This window comes from Streptomyces sp. NPDC044921, assembly GCF_056432865.1.
The window spans coordinates 330,391-346,752 of the sequence record NZ_JBWKIF010000001.1; the positions used below are offsets into that span (position 1 = coordinate 330,391).

General features: G+C 72.7%; 14 protein-coding genes, 1 tRNA gene and 1 pseudogene. 10 read left to right on the forward strand and 6 right to left on the reverse strand.

The window, feature by feature from the left end:
- The first annotated feature begins 55 nt into the window (after positions 1–55).
- On the forward strand, positions 56–802 hold the full coding sequence (locus AC07DA_RS01605) for a formylglycine-generating enzyme family protein (protein ID WP_479123501.1): 747 nt from the start codon (positions 56–58) through the stop codon (positions 800–802).
- A 24-nt stretch (positions 803–826) separates the two neighbouring features.
- Positions 827–1,110: pseudogene (locus AC07DA_RS01610) on the forward strand (site-specific integrase); the annotation flags it as partial.
- Between the two features lie 55 nt (positions 1,111–1,165).
- On the opposite strand, the gene AC07DA_RS01615 reads toward AC07DA_RS01610, so the two are convergent.
- The 3 genes from AC07DA_RS01615 to AC07DA_RS01625 all read right to left on the reverse strand — a co-directional run bounded on the left by AC07DA_RS01615 (position 1,166) and on the right by AC07DA_RS01625 (position 4,585).
- Positions 1,166–1,241 (reverse strand) — tRNA-Arg (locus tag AC07DA_RS01615).
- A gap of 72 nt (positions 1,242–1,313) precedes the next feature.
- Positions 1,314–2,936: an IclR family transcriptional regulator domain-containing protein gene (locus tag AC07DA_RS01620; protein ID WP_479123503.1), complete on the reverse strand. Its 1,623-nt coding sequence runs from the start codon at positions 2,934–2,936 to the stop codon at positions 1,314–1,316.
- 305 nt (positions 2,937–3,241) lie between these two features.
- On the reverse strand, positions 3,242–4,585 hold the full coding sequence (locus tag AC07DA_RS01625) for a M6 family metalloprotease domain-containing protein (protein ID WP_479123505.1): 1,344 nt from the start codon (positions 4,583–4,585) through the stop codon (positions 3,242–3,244).
- 293 nt (positions 4,586–4,878) lie between these two features.
- On the opposite strand from AC07DA_RS01625, the gene AC07DA_RS01630 reads away from it, so the two are divergent.
- Both AC07DA_RS01630 and AC07DA_RS01635 read left to right on the forward strand, forming a co-directional pair.
- Entirely contained in the window at positions 4,879–5,565 is a 687-nt protein-coding gene (locus tag AC07DA_RS01630; protein WP_479123873.1) for a TetR/AcrR family transcriptional regulator, read from the forward strand.
- Between the two features lie 319 nt (positions 5,566–5,884).
- Positions 5,885–7,414 (forward strand): MFS transporter, encoded by a 1,530-nt coding sequence (locus AC07DA_RS01635; RefSeq protein ID WP_479123507.1) that lies wholly within the window; start codon positions 5,885–5,887, stop codon positions 7,412–7,414.
- Positions 7,415–7,543: 129 nt separating this feature from the next.
- Here the strand turns inward: AC07DA_RS01635 and AC07DA_RS01640 are convergent, their stop codons facing one another.
- Positions 7,544–8,077 (reverse strand): MarR family winged helix-turn-helix transcriptional regulator, encoded by a 534-nt coding sequence (locus AC07DA_RS01640; RefSeq protein WP_479123509.1) that lies wholly within the window; start codon positions 8,075–8,077, stop codon positions 7,544–7,546.
- Positions 8,078–8,162: 85 nt separating this feature from the next.
- Here AC07DA_RS01640 and AC07DA_RS01645 point away from each other — a divergent pair, with 85 nt between their 5' ends.
- Complete coding sequence (locus tag AC07DA_RS01645; protein ID WP_479123511.1) at positions 8,163–8,948, forward strand: dioxygenase family protein; 786 nt, start codon at positions 8,163–8,165, stop codon at positions 8,946–8,948.
- Here AC07DA_RS01645 and AC07DA_RS01650 read toward each other — a convergent pair.
- Entirely contained in the window at positions 8,936–9,472 is a 537-nt protein-coding gene (locus AC07DA_RS01650; protein ID WP_479123513.1) for an N-acetyltransferase family protein, read from the reverse strand. The genes AC07DA_RS01645 and AC07DA_RS01650 overlap by 13 nt on opposite strands.
- Before the next feature lie 204 nt (positions 9,473–9,676).
- On the opposite strand from AC07DA_RS01650, the gene AC07DA_RS01655 reads away from it, so the two are divergent.
- On the forward strand, positions 9,677–10,675 hold the full coding sequence (locus tag AC07DA_RS01655) for a sigma-70 family RNA polymerase sigma factor (protein ID WP_479123514.1): 999 nt from the start codon (positions 9,677–9,679) through the stop codon (positions 10,673–10,675).
- Positions 10,676–11,091: 416 nt separating this feature from the next.
- Complete coding sequence (locus tag AC07DA_RS01660; RefSeq protein WP_479123516.1) at positions 11,092–11,868, forward strand: TetR/AcrR family transcriptional regulator; 777 nt, start codon at positions 11,092–11,094, stop codon at positions 11,866–11,868.
- 9 nt (positions 11,869–11,877) lie between these two features.
- Here the strand turns inward: AC07DA_RS01660 and AC07DA_RS01665 are convergent, their stop codons facing one another.
- Positions 11,878–12,849, reverse strand: a complete 972-nt coding sequence (locus AC07DA_RS01665) for a helix-turn-helix transcriptional regulator (RefSeq protein WP_479123518.1) — start codon at positions 12,847–12,849, stop codon at positions 11,878–11,880.
- Positions 12,850–12,911: 62 nt separating this feature from the next.
- Here AC07DA_RS01665 and AC07DA_RS01670 point away from each other — a divergent pair, with 62 nt between their 5' ends.
- The 3 genes from AC07DA_RS01670 to pfkB all read left to right on the forward strand — a co-directional run bounded on the left by AC07DA_RS01670 (position 12,912) and on the right by pfkB (position 16,295).
- Positions 12,912–14,408 carry an MFS transporter gene (locus AC07DA_RS01670; RefSeq protein ID WP_479123519.1) on the forward strand — a complete coding sequence of 499 codons (1,497 nt, stop codon included), beginning with the start codon at positions 12,912–12,914 and terminating at the stop codon, positions 14,406–14,408.
- A 181-nt stretch (positions 14,409–14,589) separates the two neighbouring features.
- Positions 14,590–15,351: a DeoR/GlpR family DNA-binding transcription regulator gene (locus AC07DA_RS01675; RefSeq protein WP_479123520.1), complete on the forward strand. Its 762-nt coding sequence runs from the start codon at positions 14,590–14,592 to the stop codon at positions 15,349–15,351.
- The gene (gene pfkB, locus AC07DA_RS01680) at positions 15,348–16,295 is read left to right on the forward strand and encodes a 1-phosphofructokinase (RefSeq protein WP_479123521.1); all 948 of its coding nucleotides are present in this window, start codon (positions 15,348–15,350) and stop codon (positions 16,293–16,295) included. The genes AC07DA_RS01675 and pfkB overlap by 4 nt, the downstream gene beginning before the upstream one ends.
- The last annotated feature ends 67 nt before the right edge of the window (positions 16,296–16,362 follow it).

The following is a 16,362-nucleotide window of genomic DNA, read 5'->3' on the forward strand; positions in this document are numbered from 1 at the left end:
TCCCTTCCTCATCCCGTACTTCATCCGGGATGCCCGGCTGCTAGCGTCCGGCACCATGTGGGCACAGGAGATCGTGGCCGGACGACCGGCTTGGCGGCACACCCCCTCCGGAGTGGTCTTCCGGGCTGTTCCCGGTGGGACGTTCCGGATGGGCCTGTCCGACGCGGAACTGGACGCGGTGCGCGCCATCGAGCGCGCCGACGGCGCCGATGACGACATCGAAGCGTTCTTCGCCGGCGCCGGCCGGGCCCGGCCGGCGCGGGAAGTGCGGATCGAACCGTTCCTGATCGCCCGGCATCCGCTCACGGTGACGCAAGTACGGCACTGGCTGCCCGAGTACGAGGACAGCTTCGCCGACTCGGATTCGAGCACGGCCCGGCTCGAGGACGACTTGGACGACTTGCTCGAAGCACTGCCGTTCCGGCTGCCCAGCGAGGCGGAGTGGGAGTACGCGGCCCGGGCCGGTACGACCACCCTGACCTTCCGCGGGGACGGCAGACCGGACGAGGACCAGGTGCTCGACGACTTCGCCGACGAGGAACGCACGGCCGCGGCCGAGAACGCCTTCGGACTGGCGGCGATGGGATCGGCCAACGAAATCTGCGCCGACGTATGGATCCCGCACTTCACGGACGCGCCGGTGGACGCGCGCCCCCGCACCGGGGACGGACCACGGGTGGTGCGCGGAGGGGCCGGCGACCTCTCTCCGTGGCAGGGCTGCGACGAGTGGTTGCTGCTGCTCTCCGCCACCCGCGACGAGTCCCATGACTTCACCGCGGTCCGCCCGGTGGCGCTCCTGTAAGTAATCCCCGGCTCGTCGGGCATCACCACCCGCGCCGATCACCTGGCCGAGCCGCGGTACCTCTACCGTTACACCACCTACGTCACCCGGTCCGCTGGCCCCCGGTGACCCGGCTGCACGACGCGCGGCGCGGCACGGCCATGCTCCTCACGGCGGCCGGAGCCGCGCCCCGTGTCGTGACGAAGATCCTCGGGCACAACCGGATCGGCATCACCACGGGCGTCCACACGCACGTCGTCCAGGACACCCGGCGTCAGGCCATGAGCCCCAGAGGCTGGCTGTCGCGGAGGCGTCCCGGCCGTCGGTGACCGCTCGCGTGGATGTCAAAGGCCCCGGACCACGATCGGTCCAGGGCCTTCTGCCTGGTGCCCCCGGCAGGATTCGAACCTGCGACACCCGCTTTAGGAGAGCGGTGCTCTATCCCCTGAGCTACGAAGGCAGTGGCAGCCCACGCGAGAGTGGCGGGGTGCCTGGCGTCAGCGTACCGGATACCGGTCGGACGGGTGGGGGGTCAGGTCAGGGGGACGTGCGTGAAGCGGGCTGCCGTGTGGAGGTCGGACTCGATGCGGGTGGCTGTCGCCGTCAGTTCAGGGAGGAGGTCCGTGACGCACTCGTGCAGCGAGTGGCGGCTCGCGTGCATCGCCGTGGTCAGGGCCGCCACCACCCTGCCCTCGCGGTTGCGGACCGGGACCGCCAGGGAGCGGAGGCCCTCTTCCAGTTCCTCGTCCACCAAGGCGTAGCCCTGGGTGTGCACCGGGGTGCCGGCGTCCGCCAGGAGGACCCGGCCCGAGGCCGTGGTGCGGGCCGGCAGGCGCGCGCCCACCGTGATGTTCACGCTCATCACCCGGCCCGTCACCACCCTCGCCGTGTACTGGATCTCCTCGCCGGACTCGGCCGGCACCGCCAGAGCCGTCGACTCGTGGACGCGGGACGTCAGGTCGGCCAGGTGTGGCTGGGCGATCTCCGGCAGGGTGGTGCGGGAGAGGGGCGGGAAGCCGAGGGAGAGGACCCGGGGGGTGAGGGTGAAGGTGCGGCCCGCCGTGGTGACCAGGCCGAGGTGCTCGTAGGTGATCAGGGCGCGGCGGGCCGTCGCCCTGGCCAGGCCCGTCGCCTGCGCCACCTCCGTGAGGGTCAGCTCCGGCCTGCCCTCGCCGAAGGCCGTGAGGACCGTCAGTCCTCGTGCCAGGGACTCGATGAAGTCGCGGCCGAGCCGCAGTTTGGACGCGCCCGTCCACAGCGCCAGGTCGGCGGGGGGCGGGCCCGGGGCCGGGGGCGGGGTGCGGCGGAGTTCCTCCTCCATCCGCGCCGCCGCCGACCGCAGCCGCGGCAGCAGGGTCGTGCGGAGGCTGCGGGGTGTGTGGCGGCTGGTGTGGCTGACCACGCTCGCCACGCAGGCCACCCGGGTCGCCCCGGTCCTTCCCGGTGTGCCGGCCGTGTGGACCGGGACCGAGACCGCCACCAGGCCCGGTTCGATCAACTGGTCGTCCAGGGACCAGCCGTTCGCCGCCGCTTCCTCCGTGCGGCGGGCGAAGTCCTGGTCGTACGTAGGGTCCGCCCCGTGGGCGCGGGGCGGTACGGCCGTGAAGGACAGGTCCCTGGGGTCCGCCGCCCGGCGTGCGCGCCAGCGCTGCCAGTCCGCGGCCGTCCACTCCGTGGCGAACAGCGGGCCCGGGGCGGTGCGTTCGGCGGGGAGCAGGTCGCCGATGCGGAAGCTGAGGGACATCGCGCGGCGGCGGGTCGCCTGGTGGACGAAGCGGATGCCGTCGCGGTCGCCGACCGCCAGGGAGACGGACTCGTCCAGTTCGTCGGCCAGGGCGTCCGCGTGGGGGGAGAGCAGGGCGGGGAGGCGCAGGGCGGCCAGGTAGGCGTTGCCCAGCTCCATCAGGCGGGGGGCCAGGAAGACGTCCCGGCCGTCGACGCGGACGTAGCCCATGCGGGCGAGGGTGGCCGTGACGCGGTCGACCGTGGAGCGGGCGAGGCCCGTGGCCCGTTCCAGGGCGCTCAGGCTCAGCGCCCCGTCCGCGTCCGTCAGTTCGCGCAGCACCGCGATGCCGCGGATGAGTGGGGTGACCGCCTCGGCCGGGGCGCTTGCGCCGGGCCCGCCCACCCGTGCCTCCTCGTCCCTCTGATCCACGTGGTCCCCCTGATCCACCTCGTCCCCCCAGTCCTCCCGGTCCACCTGGTCCACCTGGTCCCCGGTCCACGGGTTGGTCCCTACGGAGCGCTCAGGCCCGGGCCCCGCGTCGGGTTCGGGCTCGGGCGCCGCCTCCGCGCCGGGCGCAGGCTCGGGCGTGGGCTTCCGCTTCGGTGGCATCGGCTCTCCGGTAGGGCGTCGGGGCAGGCCCACCGTAATGTCGGGGCAGGCCCACCGTAATCCGGGACCGGGGCGCCGGCGTCCGAGGGGGACCAGGGGCGGAGCCGCCCTGTCGTCTGTACCCCTCAGCTGCGCCGCGCCTGCTCCTCCCGCGTCACCCGCACCCGGTGATTCCCCTCCCCGTCCACACCCGTCACCTCGATTGCGATGCCCGCACGCGCGTCCCGGAAGGTCTCCCCGGGGACGAAGGGGGCGTCGGACAGTTCCGCGTGGACGTTGGGGGCGCGGGTGCAGCCGCCGCTGTCGGGGCGGGAGTCGTGGACGGTGACCGGGCCCATGCCCGTGTCCACCCCCGCGTCGACCTTGTAGACCAGCACGCCGGGGCGGCACACCGCCTCGTCGTTGCCGCCGCGCGTACGGAGTTCCACGGCGTAACCGGTCCTGGTGTCCAGGGGTACGACGACCAGTTTGGAGCCGCCCGCGCGGGCCAGTGGCGTCAGGGTGTACTCGGTCGGGCCGGGGGACGTCGCGCAGTGCACCTGGCCGGCGTCCAGCCAGTGCAGCTTCCACTTGTGCCAGCCGAGGAAGTCGTTGTTGGCGCCCCAGTCCTCGCTCATGATGTCCCAGTGCCCGACCGCGCCCCCGCCCTCGGCGGTGTACAGGTCGGGCAGGCCGAAGACGTGGCCGTTCTCGTGGGGGAGGACGCGGTAGCCGGTGCGGTGGTAGGAGCCGGAGCCGTCGTCCTGGCGGGAGTAGACGAAGGAGGCGTTGGCCACGGCGATGCCGTCGGCCTTCGGGGCCTCGGGGTTGCCGGCGAAGGTGACGGACAGGACCGTGTCCAGGGCGGAGGGGCCGGCGTTCGGGGTGACCAGGACGTTCAGCAGGTCGTAGGCGCCGAAGTCCACCTCCGGGTCGGCCGCGTCGACGAGGTCCTGGACCAGGGCGCGGTAGCCGGGTTCGAACGGGGCCCCGCGCTCTATGCCGTACTCGCGGAACGACTTCGGCATCCGCAGCCACTCCGGGATCGGGGTCTCGGGGCGGTAGTCCAGGCGGCCGTAGGAGCTGGTGCGGAACCACTCGCGGGTCTGCGGGAAGAACTCGCGGAAGCGGTCCTGGGCGCTGCCCTCGCCGGGGGCGTCCGAGAAGTCGATCATCAGGGTGAGGGCGCGGACGGTGCCGGTGGAGCGTGCGTAGCCCTCGGAGGTGGGGATGCCCTCGGACATCTGGACCTCGCGGGCGCCGCGGATCAGGCAGGGTTCGTGGGCGGAGGTGTGCGACAGGGATATCGGGCCCGCGCCGGCCGCCGTGCTGCCCGGGGCGAGGTGGGCCGTGCCGGCCGAGGTGCTGACGGTGAACGTCAGGGCGGACACACAGGCCAGGGCGGCCAGCCGGCGCCGGGGTATCCGGTGGCCCGGAGGGGCGCATGTGCGCGGTCGGCTCGGCCCGGGCCGCCGCGGGGGTGGCTGCATGTCGGGCACCTGCAAGGGACCTCCCGCGCCGCGGCAGCCTCCGGTCTCCGGCTGCACCCTTGCGATCACCCTGCGTCGCGGGGTGCGGGGGCGCGCGTTGGAGGAGACCGATCGTGGGTTTCCGGCCGGTAGCCTCTCTGCCCTTGCCGCATGTGGTCCACATCACAGATTTTTTCCTCGTGAACGGGAAATACCGGGGACCCACTCCCCGTTTAGCCATGTGTCCGCGCGAAACGGGGAGAGCATCCCCGGATCGCCACTCAAGATCGAAGATGACTGACCAGGAGTACGCCGTGCAGACCGCAACCCCCGTACAGCGCAAGGCGACCCGGCCCCGCGCCGACGCCCTGCGCAACCGGGAGCGGATCGTCACCGCCGCCCGGGAGATGTTCGTCGAGCACGGCCCCGACGTGCCGCTCGACGAGATCGCCCGCCGGGCCGGCGTCGGCAACGCCACGGTGTACCGCAACTTCCCGGACCGCGACGCGCTGGTCCGGGAGGTCGTCTGCTCCGTCATGGACCGTACGGCCGCCGCGGTCGAGCTCGCGCTCGCCGAGAGCGGCGACGCGTTCGAGGCGCTGGAGCGCTTCGTGCACGCCGCCGCCGACGAGCGGATCAGCGCGCTGTGCCCGATGGTCTCCAGCACGTTCGACAAGCACCACCCGGACCTGGAGGCCGCGCGCGAACGGGTCGAGCGGCAGGTCGCGGAGGTCATGGACCGGGCCAGGGCGGCCGGTCAGCTCCGCTCCGACGTGGACGTCGGGGACGTCCTGATCGCCGTGGCCCAGCTCAGCAGGCCCCCGGCCGGCACGGACTGCTTCCGCGCCGACCGCTTCGTCCACCGTCATCTCCAGTTGTTCCTGGACGGGTTGCGGGCTCCGGCCCGCTCCTCCCTGCCGGGTACGGCCGTGACCCTGGACGACCTCCGCCGGTCCGGCCCGTCCGGCCGGCAGTCCAGCCCCGCCCGCCTTGACCGATAGCCCAGCCCTGACAGTCCTGACCGACACTCCACGTCCGGCAGCCCTGACCGACAGTCCAGCCCCGCCCGCCCTGACCGACACTCCACGTCCGACAGCCCTGACCGACAGTCCAGCCCCGCCCGCCCTGACCGACACTCCACGTCCGGCAGCCCTGACCGGCGGTCCGGTCGTGACCGATTAGTTCAGCTCGTCCCAGCCGTCTGGAACACGGACGACAGTCCCCGCGGCCGTCACCGTCGACGAGCCCGTACCTTTCGTCGCCCTTTTTCCGTCACGAAGTCCCGATTTTCCGTCACGAAGTCCCGAAGTGGGTACCCCCATGTCTGAAACAGCCGCAAAGGCCCCCGGCGTCCCGGACGCCAACCGCTGGAAAGCGCTCGTCTTCATCGCGCTCGCCCAGCTGATGGTCGTCCTCGACGCGACCATCGTGAACATCGCCCTGCCCTCCGCCCAGCAGGACCTCGGCATCTCCGACGGCAACCGGCAGTGGGTCGTCACGGCCTACGCCCTCGCCTTCGGCGGTCTGCTGCTGTTCGGCGGCCGGATAGCCGACCTGTGGGGCCGCAAGAAGGCCTTCGTCGTGGGGCTGGGCGGTTTCGCCGCGGCCTCCGCGCTCGGCGGCGCGGCCACCAACGAGGCGATGATGTTCGGCGCCCGCGCCCTCCAGGGCGTCTTCGGCGCGCTGCTCGCGCCCGCCGCGCTCTCCCTGCTGGCCGTGATGTTCACCGACGCCAAGGAGCGCGCCAAGGCGTTCGGCATCTACGGCGCGATCGCCGGTGGCGGTGGTGCCGTCGGTCTGATCCTGGGCGGCTTCCTCACCGAGTACCTGGACTGGCGCTGGACGTTCTTCGTGAACATCCCGTTCGCCGTCGTCGCCGCGGCCGGTGCCTACTTCGTCATCCGTGAGCCGGAGGGCGGCCGCAACCGCTCCCCGCTCGACATCCCCGGTGTCGTCCTGTCCACCCTGGGCCTGGTCGCCCTGGTCTACGGCTTCACCCGCGCCGAGTCGGACGGCTGGAGCGACGCCGTGACCGTGGGCATGTTCGTCGCCTCGGCCGTGCTGCTGCTGGCCTTCGTGGTCGTCGAGTCCCGGGTCAAGGCCCCGCTGCTGCCGCTGCGCGTGGTCACCGAGCGCAACCGCGGGGGCATCTACCTCTCCCTCGGTCTCGCGATCATCGCGATGTTCGGCCTGTTCCTCTTCCTGACCTACTACCTGCAGATGGTGAAGGGCTACTCGCCGGTCAAGACCGGGTTCGCGTTCCTGCCGATGATCGCGGGCATGATCGCGGGCTCCACCCAGATCGGCACCCGCCTGATGACCCGGGTCGCGCCGCGCCTGCTGATGGGCCCCGGCTTCCTGGTCGCCGCGCTCGGCATGCTGCTGCTGACCCAGCTGGAGATCGGCTCCTCGTACGCGGCCCTGCTGCTGCCGGCGATGCTGCTGCTCGGCCTCGGCATGGGTACGGCGTTCATGCCGGCCATGTCGCTCGCCACGCAGGGCGTCGAGCCGCGTGACTCCGGTGTGGCCTCCGCGATGGTCAACACCTCGCAGCAGGTGGGCGGCGCCATCGGCACGGCCCTGCTGAACACCATCGCCGCCTCGGCGACGACCTCGTACATCGCCGACCACATCGCGGGCGCGACCAGCCGGTCCCAGCAGCAGCTGGTCCAGCTGGAGGGCATGGTGCAGGGCTACACCAGCGCCATCTGGTTCGCCGTCGGCATCCTCGTGGTGGCCGCCGTGATCGCCCTGACCTTCGTCAACGCCGGCCGGCCGGGTACGACCGCGGTGACCGGCTCCGACGAGGGCGCGGCGGACGAGGCGCCCATCCCGGTGGTCGCCCACTGACCGGCGGCGCCCACCCCTGCCGGCCGCCCGTGGGCCTCGGGCACTCGGGCCGTCCGTAGGAACTTCGGGCCATCCGTGGGCACGGGGAAGGGGACGCCCCGGCCCACGGAATCCAGGACCTGCCCCGGCTCAGCGGAGCCAGGGCAGGTCCGCACCCGCTTCGGCCGGCTGGAGTCCCTCGGCGATGATCCGCATGATCTCGCCGAGGGACTTCTGCTGTTCCGGGCTGAGCCGGTCGAAGACCGCCTGCCGCACGGCCTCCACATGGCCCGGCGCGGTCTGCCGCAGCACCTCGTAGCCCTCGTCCGTCAGCACGGCGAACTGGCCCCGCTTGTCGTCGGGGCAGTCCTCGCGGCGCACCCAGCCGTTTCTCTCCAGACGCGCGATCGCGTGCGAGAGGCGGGAGCGGGTGATCTTCGCCAGCATCGCCAGCTCGGTCATCCGCAGCCGCCGCCGCGGCGCCTCGGCGAGCTTGACCAGCAGGCCGTAGTAGACGTGCGGCATGCCCGCGTCGCGCTGGAGCTGACGGTCGAGATGGTCGTCGAGGAGGGTGACGCCCTCCATGAACGAACGCCACACGCGCTGCTCCTCGTCGGTGAGCCAGCGCGGTTCCTGGGGCTTTGCGGTGGAGCCGGTTGCCGGTGCGGATGCGGGTGCCTTCATGGGTTCCACTCTACGCGGACTCTCCTTGAACTTTAAACAAGTGCGTCGTACAGTTTTCAAGTACACGGACGGAAGGAGCCGCAGCATGTCCGCCGCCACTCAGGAGCGCATGCCCGCTCTGTACCTCAGCCACGGCGCGCCGCCCCTGGCGGACGACCCGGTCTGGCCCGGCGAGCTCGCGGCCTGGTCCGCCGGCCTGCCCCGCCCCAGGGCGATCCTGATGGTCTCCGCCCACTGGGAGGAGGCCCCGCTCGCCCTCGGCGCCACCGAGACCGTCCCCCTCGTTCACGACTTCTGGGGCTTCCCCGAGCACTACTACCGGGTGACGTACGACGCCCCCGGCGCACCGGAGCTCGCCGAGTCCGTACGGAAGCTGCTGCGCGCCCCCGGAACGCCCGTCCAGGACGTTCCCGACCGGGGTCTCGACCACGGCGCGTACGTCCCGCTGGTCGAGATGTACCCGGAGGCCGACATCCCGGTCCTGCAGGTCTCCATGCCGACGCTCGACCCGGTCCGGCTGCTGGAGATCGGCCGCAGGCTGGCCCCGCTGCGGGACGAGGGCGTGCTGATCGTCGGCTCAGGCTTCTTCACCCACAACCTGGCCGCGCTCCGGCAGGGCGGCGTCCCCGCCTGGTCGGCCGAGTTCGACGACTGGGGGCGGCGGGCGCTGGAGGCGCGTGACGTGGACGCCCTGCTCGACTTCACCCGCAAGTCGCCCGCCGGACGGCTCGCCCACCCGCGCACCGAGCACTTCGCCCCGCTGTTCGTCACCCTGGGCGCGGCCGACGCCACCGGTGAGCTGGACGCGCAGAAGTCGGTGATCGACGGGTTCTGGATGGGGCTGGCCAAGCGGTCGGTTCAGTTCGGCTGACCGCCCCGCAGCGGCTTCTCGTACCAGGCCACGTCCCAGTACCGCCCGAACTTGCGGCCGACCTCCCGGTAGGTGCCGACGTGCCGGAAGCCGAGGCGCTCGTGCAGCCGGGCCGACGCCTCGTTCGGCTGGGCGATGCCCGCGTAGGCGCGGTGCAGGTCCTCGCCCGACAGGGCCGCGAAGAGCGCCTCGTACAGCAGCGTGCCGATGCCCCGGCGGCCGGCGCCCGGGGCGACGTACACGGTCGTCTCCACCGAGGTCACGTAGGCCGGCTTGGGCCGGAACGGGCTGGATGTGACGTAGCCCAGGATCTCCCGCGAGTGGCGGTCGGTGGCAACCATCAGGCGGTACGGCCCGTCTTCAGGGTGGGAGAGCAGCCAAGGGCGGCGCTCCTCCGGAGTGAAGATCGCGGTGTCGAACGTGATCGCCGTCTCACGTACGTAGTGGTTGTAGAGGGCCGTGAGGGCCGGGAGGTCCTCCTCGGCCCCCGGTCTGACCTGCACCTCCGCACGTTCCGACGGCATCGCGTCTCCTCCTGGGTCGGGCAGTGGCCGGACAGGGTACTGCATGATCAGAAAAATTGAGGTGCCGGTTGGGAATTCTGTCCTGATTACAGTCGTTGTTTCCATCGGATGCAGGGCACCCGAGGAGAGTCCGGAGAGAGTCCGGAAGACGGAGTCAGGCGTCCGAAGGACCACCCGCTGACCTCACATCGCAAGGGAGCACGCATGGCAACCCGTGCCGTCGCCCGTCGTCAGTCCGCCACCGGCGAGACGGCCGACGCGGCAAGCAGTGTTCGCGCCCATGGCGGCGAGATCGCCGATCGCGACCTGGTCGGCATGTATCTCGACGAGATCGCGCGCACACCGCTGCTCGACGCAGCCAAGGAAGTCGAGCTGTCGCAGGTCATCGAGGCGGGTGTGTTCGCGAGGCAGGTCCTCGACGGGTACGAGGAGACCAAGACGGACGCGACCCGCGAGGAGCTCGAAGCGCTGGTCACCGAGGCGGAGCGCGCCAAGGACGTGTTCATCCGCTCCAACCTCCGCCTGGTCGTCGCCGTCGCCCGCCGTTACCCCCGCAGCGGCCTGCCGCTACTGGACCTGATCCAGGAGGGCAACGCCGGCCTGGTCCGCGCGGTCGAGAAGTTCGACTACCGCAAGGGCTTCAAGTTCTCCACGTACGCCACCTGGTGGATCCGCCAGGCCATCACCCGGTCGATAGCCGACCAGTCCCGCACGATCCGCCTGCCCGTCCACCTCGTGGAGGAGCTCGGCCGGATCCGCCGTGTGCAGCGCGAGTTCAACCGCGAGCACGGCCGGGACCCGGAGCCCGCGGAGATCGCCGCCGAGCTCGGTTCCACGCCGGAGCGCGTCACGGACGTGCTGGACTGGGCCCGCGACCCGGTCTCGCTGAACATGTCGGTGGACGACGAGGGCGAGACCCAGTTCGGCGACCTCCTGGAGGACACCTCGGCGGTGTCGCCCGAGCAGTCGGTGCTCACGCTGCTGCGCAGCGAGGAGCTCGACGACCTGATCGGCCGCCTCGACCAGCGCACGGCCTCCATCATCAAGATGCGCTACGGCATCGAGGACGGCCGCGAGCGCACGCTGACCGAGGTGGGCAAGGAACACGGCCTGACCCGCGAGCGCATCCGCCAGATCGAGAAGCACGCGCTGCTGGAGCTGAAGAAGCTGGCCCGCAGCACCGGGTTCGACGCGGCGGCCTGACCGGCGATCAGCGTTGATCGCCCCGGCGCACGAGCCGTGGCTCCTGGGCGACGGTTCGTGTGCGCCCGGTGGTCACCGCGTACGCGGGGTGGCGAAAGACCGCGCAAACATGGCGGTGTAACGCCGCTTCAACCCCCAGGGCGCCGGGAACAAGACTTCCGGGCCCACCAGTTCGGGCCCGGGGCCACGCCCCTGGCCCCTCAGAGCCAAGTCCCGGAGCACTCCCCCCGGCGCCGGGACTCTCCCAAGGCCGGGCTTCGGCGTCCCTCCCCCCGGACGCCGGGGCCCGGCTCTCTCTGTGCGCGCCGGGGCCGCCCCCGGCCGAAGCGCCGCTGGAGGGCGGGCCACCCCGTACCTGAACCACGGGGTGGCCCGCCAGATGGCAGATTGTGTCACATGGGCATAGCCTGCCGGGCGTGAGCAGCACCACCCCGACCCCGCAGGCCTCGCTGACCGAGCGGCGCAAGGCCGAGACACGCATGGAGATCGCCCGGGCGGCGGCCGGCCTCTTCGTGCGGCGCGGACTGCGCGCCACCCGCGCGGAGGACATCGCCCAGACCGCCGGCATCGCCCCGCGCACCTTCTACCGGTACTTCGCCACCAAGGAGGAGGCCGTCGCCCCGCTGTACGCCGCGGGTGCGCAGCGCTGGATCGAGGCGGTCCGGGCCGCGCCCGCGACGGCGGGCGTCGCACAGGCCCTGGAGGACGGGGTCCGCCGCACCCTCACGCCGGGCGCCGGCGTCTCCGCCTCCTCCTGGGAGTGGGTCCGCACGCTGCTGCGGCTGGCCGCGGCCAACCCGTCGCTGCGCCGGGTGTGGGCGGAGGTGTGCCAGGACGCGGAGCGCACGCTGGGGGAGGCGCTGGCGGAACGGGTGACACGTGCCGGTGGCGCCGCCGGGCCCGCGGCGGCGGACGGCGTCGACAACGTTGCCGACGACCCTGACCTGGGCCCCGCCGACAGGCCCGAGCCGCGTTCCGCCGGCGCGTCCGGCCCGCGCTTCGCCGACGCCCCCGACGTACGCCGTGCCGACACCCCGGAGCTGCGCTTCGCCGCCGCCGTCGCGAGCGCCGCCGTACGGACCGCGCTGGAGGGGTGGGCCGAGGGGGACGGGCCGGTGGAGGGGCCGGGGAGCCCGGCCGAACTGGCGCTGCGCAACCTCGCGGCACTGCGCGACTTCCCGTTCGGGGCGTGACCGCGGCGGCTACGCCCCCGCCCCGGCCGCCCGGCTCAGCCGGGCCCCCAGCCCCCGTACCGCCTCGACCAGCTCGCGCGGCTCGTGGACCCTGAAGTCGCACTCCAGCACGGCCAGCCGGAACGCCACCCACTGGGGCGCGTCCCCCACCGACCCGCGCAGCCGGCACGTGCGCTCGTCCACCGGCTCGGGCGTGCCCAGCCAACCCGGCAGCCGGGCGGCGACGAAGTCGGCCGGCGCGGCGAACGTGACCTCGAAGTCGTAGCTGCGCTGCTGGCGCTGCATCGACCGCCGCAGGTACTCGGCGGCGTTCCCCGTCGGCAGCTCGCGCGGGGTGAAGCGGGCGCCGGTGGCGAACGGCTCGCTGATCCGGTCGACGCGGAACGTGCGCCAGTCGTCCCGGTCGAGGTCGTACGCCACCAGGTACCAGCGGCGGCCCGTCGACACCAGCCGGTACGGCTCCGTCAGACGCCGTGACGCGGTGCCGTCGGCGGCCCGGTAGGCGAAGCGCAGCCGTTCGTGCCCGGCCACCGTCGAGGCCATGACGGTGAGCGTCTCCGGCGCGATGCTGGGGCCGTCCCCGCTGGTCAGCGGGGTGGTCGCGGCCTGGAGCGTGGTCACGCGGTGGCGCAGCCGGCCGGGCAGCACCTGCTCCAGCTTGGCCAGGGCCCGCACCGACGCCTCGTCCAGGCCCTCCACCGCGTGCCCCGCCCCGGCGCGCAGGCCGACCGCGATGGCCACGGCCTCCTCGTCGTCGAGCACGAGCGGCGGCATGGCCTTGCCGGCGACGAGCCGGTAGCCGCCGTCCGACCCCTTGGTCGCCTGCACGGGATAGCCGAGTTCACGCAGCCGGTCGATGTCGCGCCGGACCGTGCGGCGGGAGACCCCGAGCCGGTCGGCGAGTTCGCCGCCGGGCCATTCGCGGGGCGTCTGGAGGAGGGAGAGGAGCGTCAGCAGCCGGGCCGGGGTGTCCGTCGTCATGGTCCGAGGATGCCGCACCACTAGGACACGATCTGACCTAGTGGGGTCCTACGGTCTCGACTATGAACTCCACCGAGACCCCTTCGGGCACGGACCGCCGCCGCTGGTTCGCCCTCGCGATCGTGATGACCGCGGCCTTCATGGACCTCGTCGACGTGACCATCGTCAACATCGCCATCCCGTCCATCCAGCGGGACGCGGGCGCGTCCTTCAGCGAGATCCAGTGGATCACCGCCGGTTACGCCCTCGCCTTCGCCGCCGGCCTGATCACCGGCGGACGGCTCGGCGACATCCACGGCCGCAAGCGGGTCTTCCTCCTCGGCATAGGGGGCTTCACCGTCGCCTCCGCGCTGTGCGGCCTCGCGGTGAACCCCGAGATGCTGGTCGCCTCGCGGTTCCTGCAGGGCGGCATGGCCGCGCTGATGGTGCCCCAGGTGCTGTCGATCGTGCACGCGACCTTCCCGGCGCACGAGCGGGGCAAGGTGTTCGGGCTGTTCGGCGCGGTCGTCGGCCTCGGGGCCGTGTCCGGCCCGCTGCTCGGCGCGCTGCTGACCGAGTGGAACCTGTTCGGCTGGGAGTGGCGCTCCATCTTCCTGATCAACCTGCCCGTCGGCATCGCGGGCCTGCTGCTCGGCGGTCGTTTCATCACCGAGTCCAAGGCGCCGCGGGCCCTGAGGCTCGACCTCGTGGGCGTCGCGCTGGTCACGCTGGGCCTGCTGATGCTGATCTACCCGCTCACCCGCGGCCGGGAGCTCGGCTGGCCGCTGTGGGGGCACCTGTCGATGGCCGGCTCGCTGGTGGTCCTCGCGGCGCTGGTGGCGTACGAGCGGCGCAAGGCCGCGCGGGACGGCTCGCCCCTGGTGGAACTGTCCCTGTTCAAGGTCAAGAGCTTCGCGGCGGGGATCGCCGTGCAGACCGTCTTCGGTGTCGCGCTCGGCGTGTTCTTCCTGGTGTGGACGCTGTACATGCAGATCGGGCTGGGCTGGAGCCCGCTGAAGGCCGGGCTGACCGGGGTGCCGTTCTCGATCGTCGTGTCGGCGGCCGCGGGGATGTCGGTGCAGATGCTGGTGCCGCGCTTCGGACGCAAGGTGCTCCAGGCGGGCGCGCTGGTGATGGCGGCCGGGGTGCTGCTCTACATCTGGGAGTCCGGCCACTACGGCCTCGCGATCACCCCGTGGCAGATGGCCCTTCCGCTCGTCGTGATGGGCGTCGGCATGGGACTCATCGTCGCGCCGCTGACCGACGCGATCCTGTCCGAGGTGCCGCGCGAGCACTCCGGTTCGGCCTCCGGCCTGATCAACACCGTGCAGCAGATGGGCAACGCGCTCGGGCTCGGACTGGTCTCGGTGGTCTTCTTCGGCACGATCGCCGAGCACCTGCGCCCGGAGCAGGTGGGACCGGCCTTCGCGGACGCCTTCCAGAACGCGCTGGGCTGGGTGGCCGCGGTCCTGGGCGCCATCTTCCTGCTGATGTTCGCGCTGCCGGAGCGGCCCGCGCAGCACGTCGAGGGGGAGCAGGCACCGGCCGGGCGGGAGGAACAGCGACCGGCACTGGTCTGACCGGTCCGACGGCGGGGGACGGGCCCGGCACCTGGGGTGCCGGGCCCGTTTCGTGTGCGCCGACGCCCTCGCGTATTTCTGATCATGCCCGATTGGGTCCGAACCTGTTTACTTCCCGGACATCTCGGCGTAGCCTCCCGCTGAAACCACACGTTCGGGCATGAGGCGGAGGCGAACGGACATGTACGCACCGGAACGGCAGCAGGAGATCCTCCGGCTGGCCCGTGACGGCGGCCGCGTGGACGTCGTGTCACTGGCCGAGGAGTTCCAGGTGACGGCGGAGACGATCCGCCGGGACCTGAAGGCCCTCGACCGCGCCGGACTGGTCCGCCGGGTGCACGGCGGGGCCATCCCGGCCGGACGCCTCGACTTCGAGCCGGACCTCGCCGAGCGCGAGACCACGGCCGCCGACGAGAAGGACCGCATCGCCAAGGCCGCCCTGGCGGAACTGCCCACCGAGGGCACGATGATCCTCGACGCCGGTACGACGGTGGCCCGCATGGCCGCCGCCCTCCCGCTGGAGGCCTCCCTCACCGTCGTCACGCACAGCCTGCCCATCGCGGCCCGCCTCGCCGACCATCCCGGCATCCAGCTCCACCTCGTCGGCGGCCGGGTACGGCACCGCACCCGCGCCGCCGTGGACGCCTGGGCGCTGCGGGCCTATGGCGAGATCCGCGCCGACGTGCTGTTCGTGGCCGCCAACGGCTTCTCCGCCGAACACGGCCTGACCACCCCCGACCTCGCCGAGGCCGCCGTGAAGCGCGCGGCCGTGGCCGCCGCCCGCCGCGTGGTGCTGCTGGCCGACTCCTCCAAGCACGGCCAGGAGCACTTCGCCCGCTTCGGCGACCTGAGCGACGTGGACCTGCTGATCACCGACAGCGGGCTGAGCCCCGAAGACGCCGTCGCGATCGAGCGCGGCGGCACGGAAGTAGTGCGCGCATGATCCTCACCGTCACCCCCAACCCCTCCCTGGACCGCACCTACGAGGTGCCGTCCCTCGACCGCGGCGAGGTCATCCGCGCCACCGGCGAGCGGATGGACCCGGGCGGCAAGGGCGTGAACGTCTCGCGCGCGGTCGCCGCCGCCGGGCAGCGCACGGTGGCCGTCCTGCCGCTCGGCGGTGCCCCGGGCGCGCTCGTCGCCGACCTGCTCGACCAGCAGGGCATCGAGGTCGCCCCGGTCCCGGTCGCCGGGGCCACCCGCTCCAACATCGCCCTGGCCGAGGCCGACGGCGTCCTGACGAAGATCAACGCGCCCGGCCCGGAACTGACCGATGCCGAACGGGAACTCCTCCTGGAGACCGTGCGGCGGCAGTCCCGCGACGCCTCCTGGATCGCCTGCTGCGGCAGCCTCCCGCGCGGCCTCGCCCCCTCCTGGTACGCCGAGCTGGTCGCCCGCACCCACGCCGCCGGTGCCCGGATCGCCCTGGACACCTCCGGGCCCGCCCTGCTCGCCGCCCTGCGCGAGCGCCCCGACGTCGTCAAGCCCAACGCCGAGGAACTGTCCGGGGCCGTCGGCCGCCCCCTCGCCACCGTCGGTGACGCCGTCAAGGCGGCCGAGGAGCTGCGCGAGATGGGGGCCAGGGCCGTCCTCGCCAGCCTCGGCGCGGACGGGCAGCTGCTCGTGTCGGAACAAGGCGCCTGGTTCGGCAGCGCCCGGGTGGACGCCGTCCGCAGCAACGTCGGCGCCGGCGACTCCTCCCTCGCCGGTTTCCTGATCGCCGGCGGGGGCGGCCCCGAGGCGCTCGCCTCCGCGGTCGCCCACGGCGCGGCGGCCGTCCAGCTGCCCGGCAGCGTCATGCCCACGCCGTCCGACCTGGATCCCGCGGCGGTGACGGTCACGGCCGACCTGCCCGCGGACCGTGCGCTGAAGGAGCCGGTGTCATGACCCACGTCCCGCAGCGGCCACCGGCGTCCGGACGGCGGCGGACCTCCCCGTTACCGTCCGCCGCCCC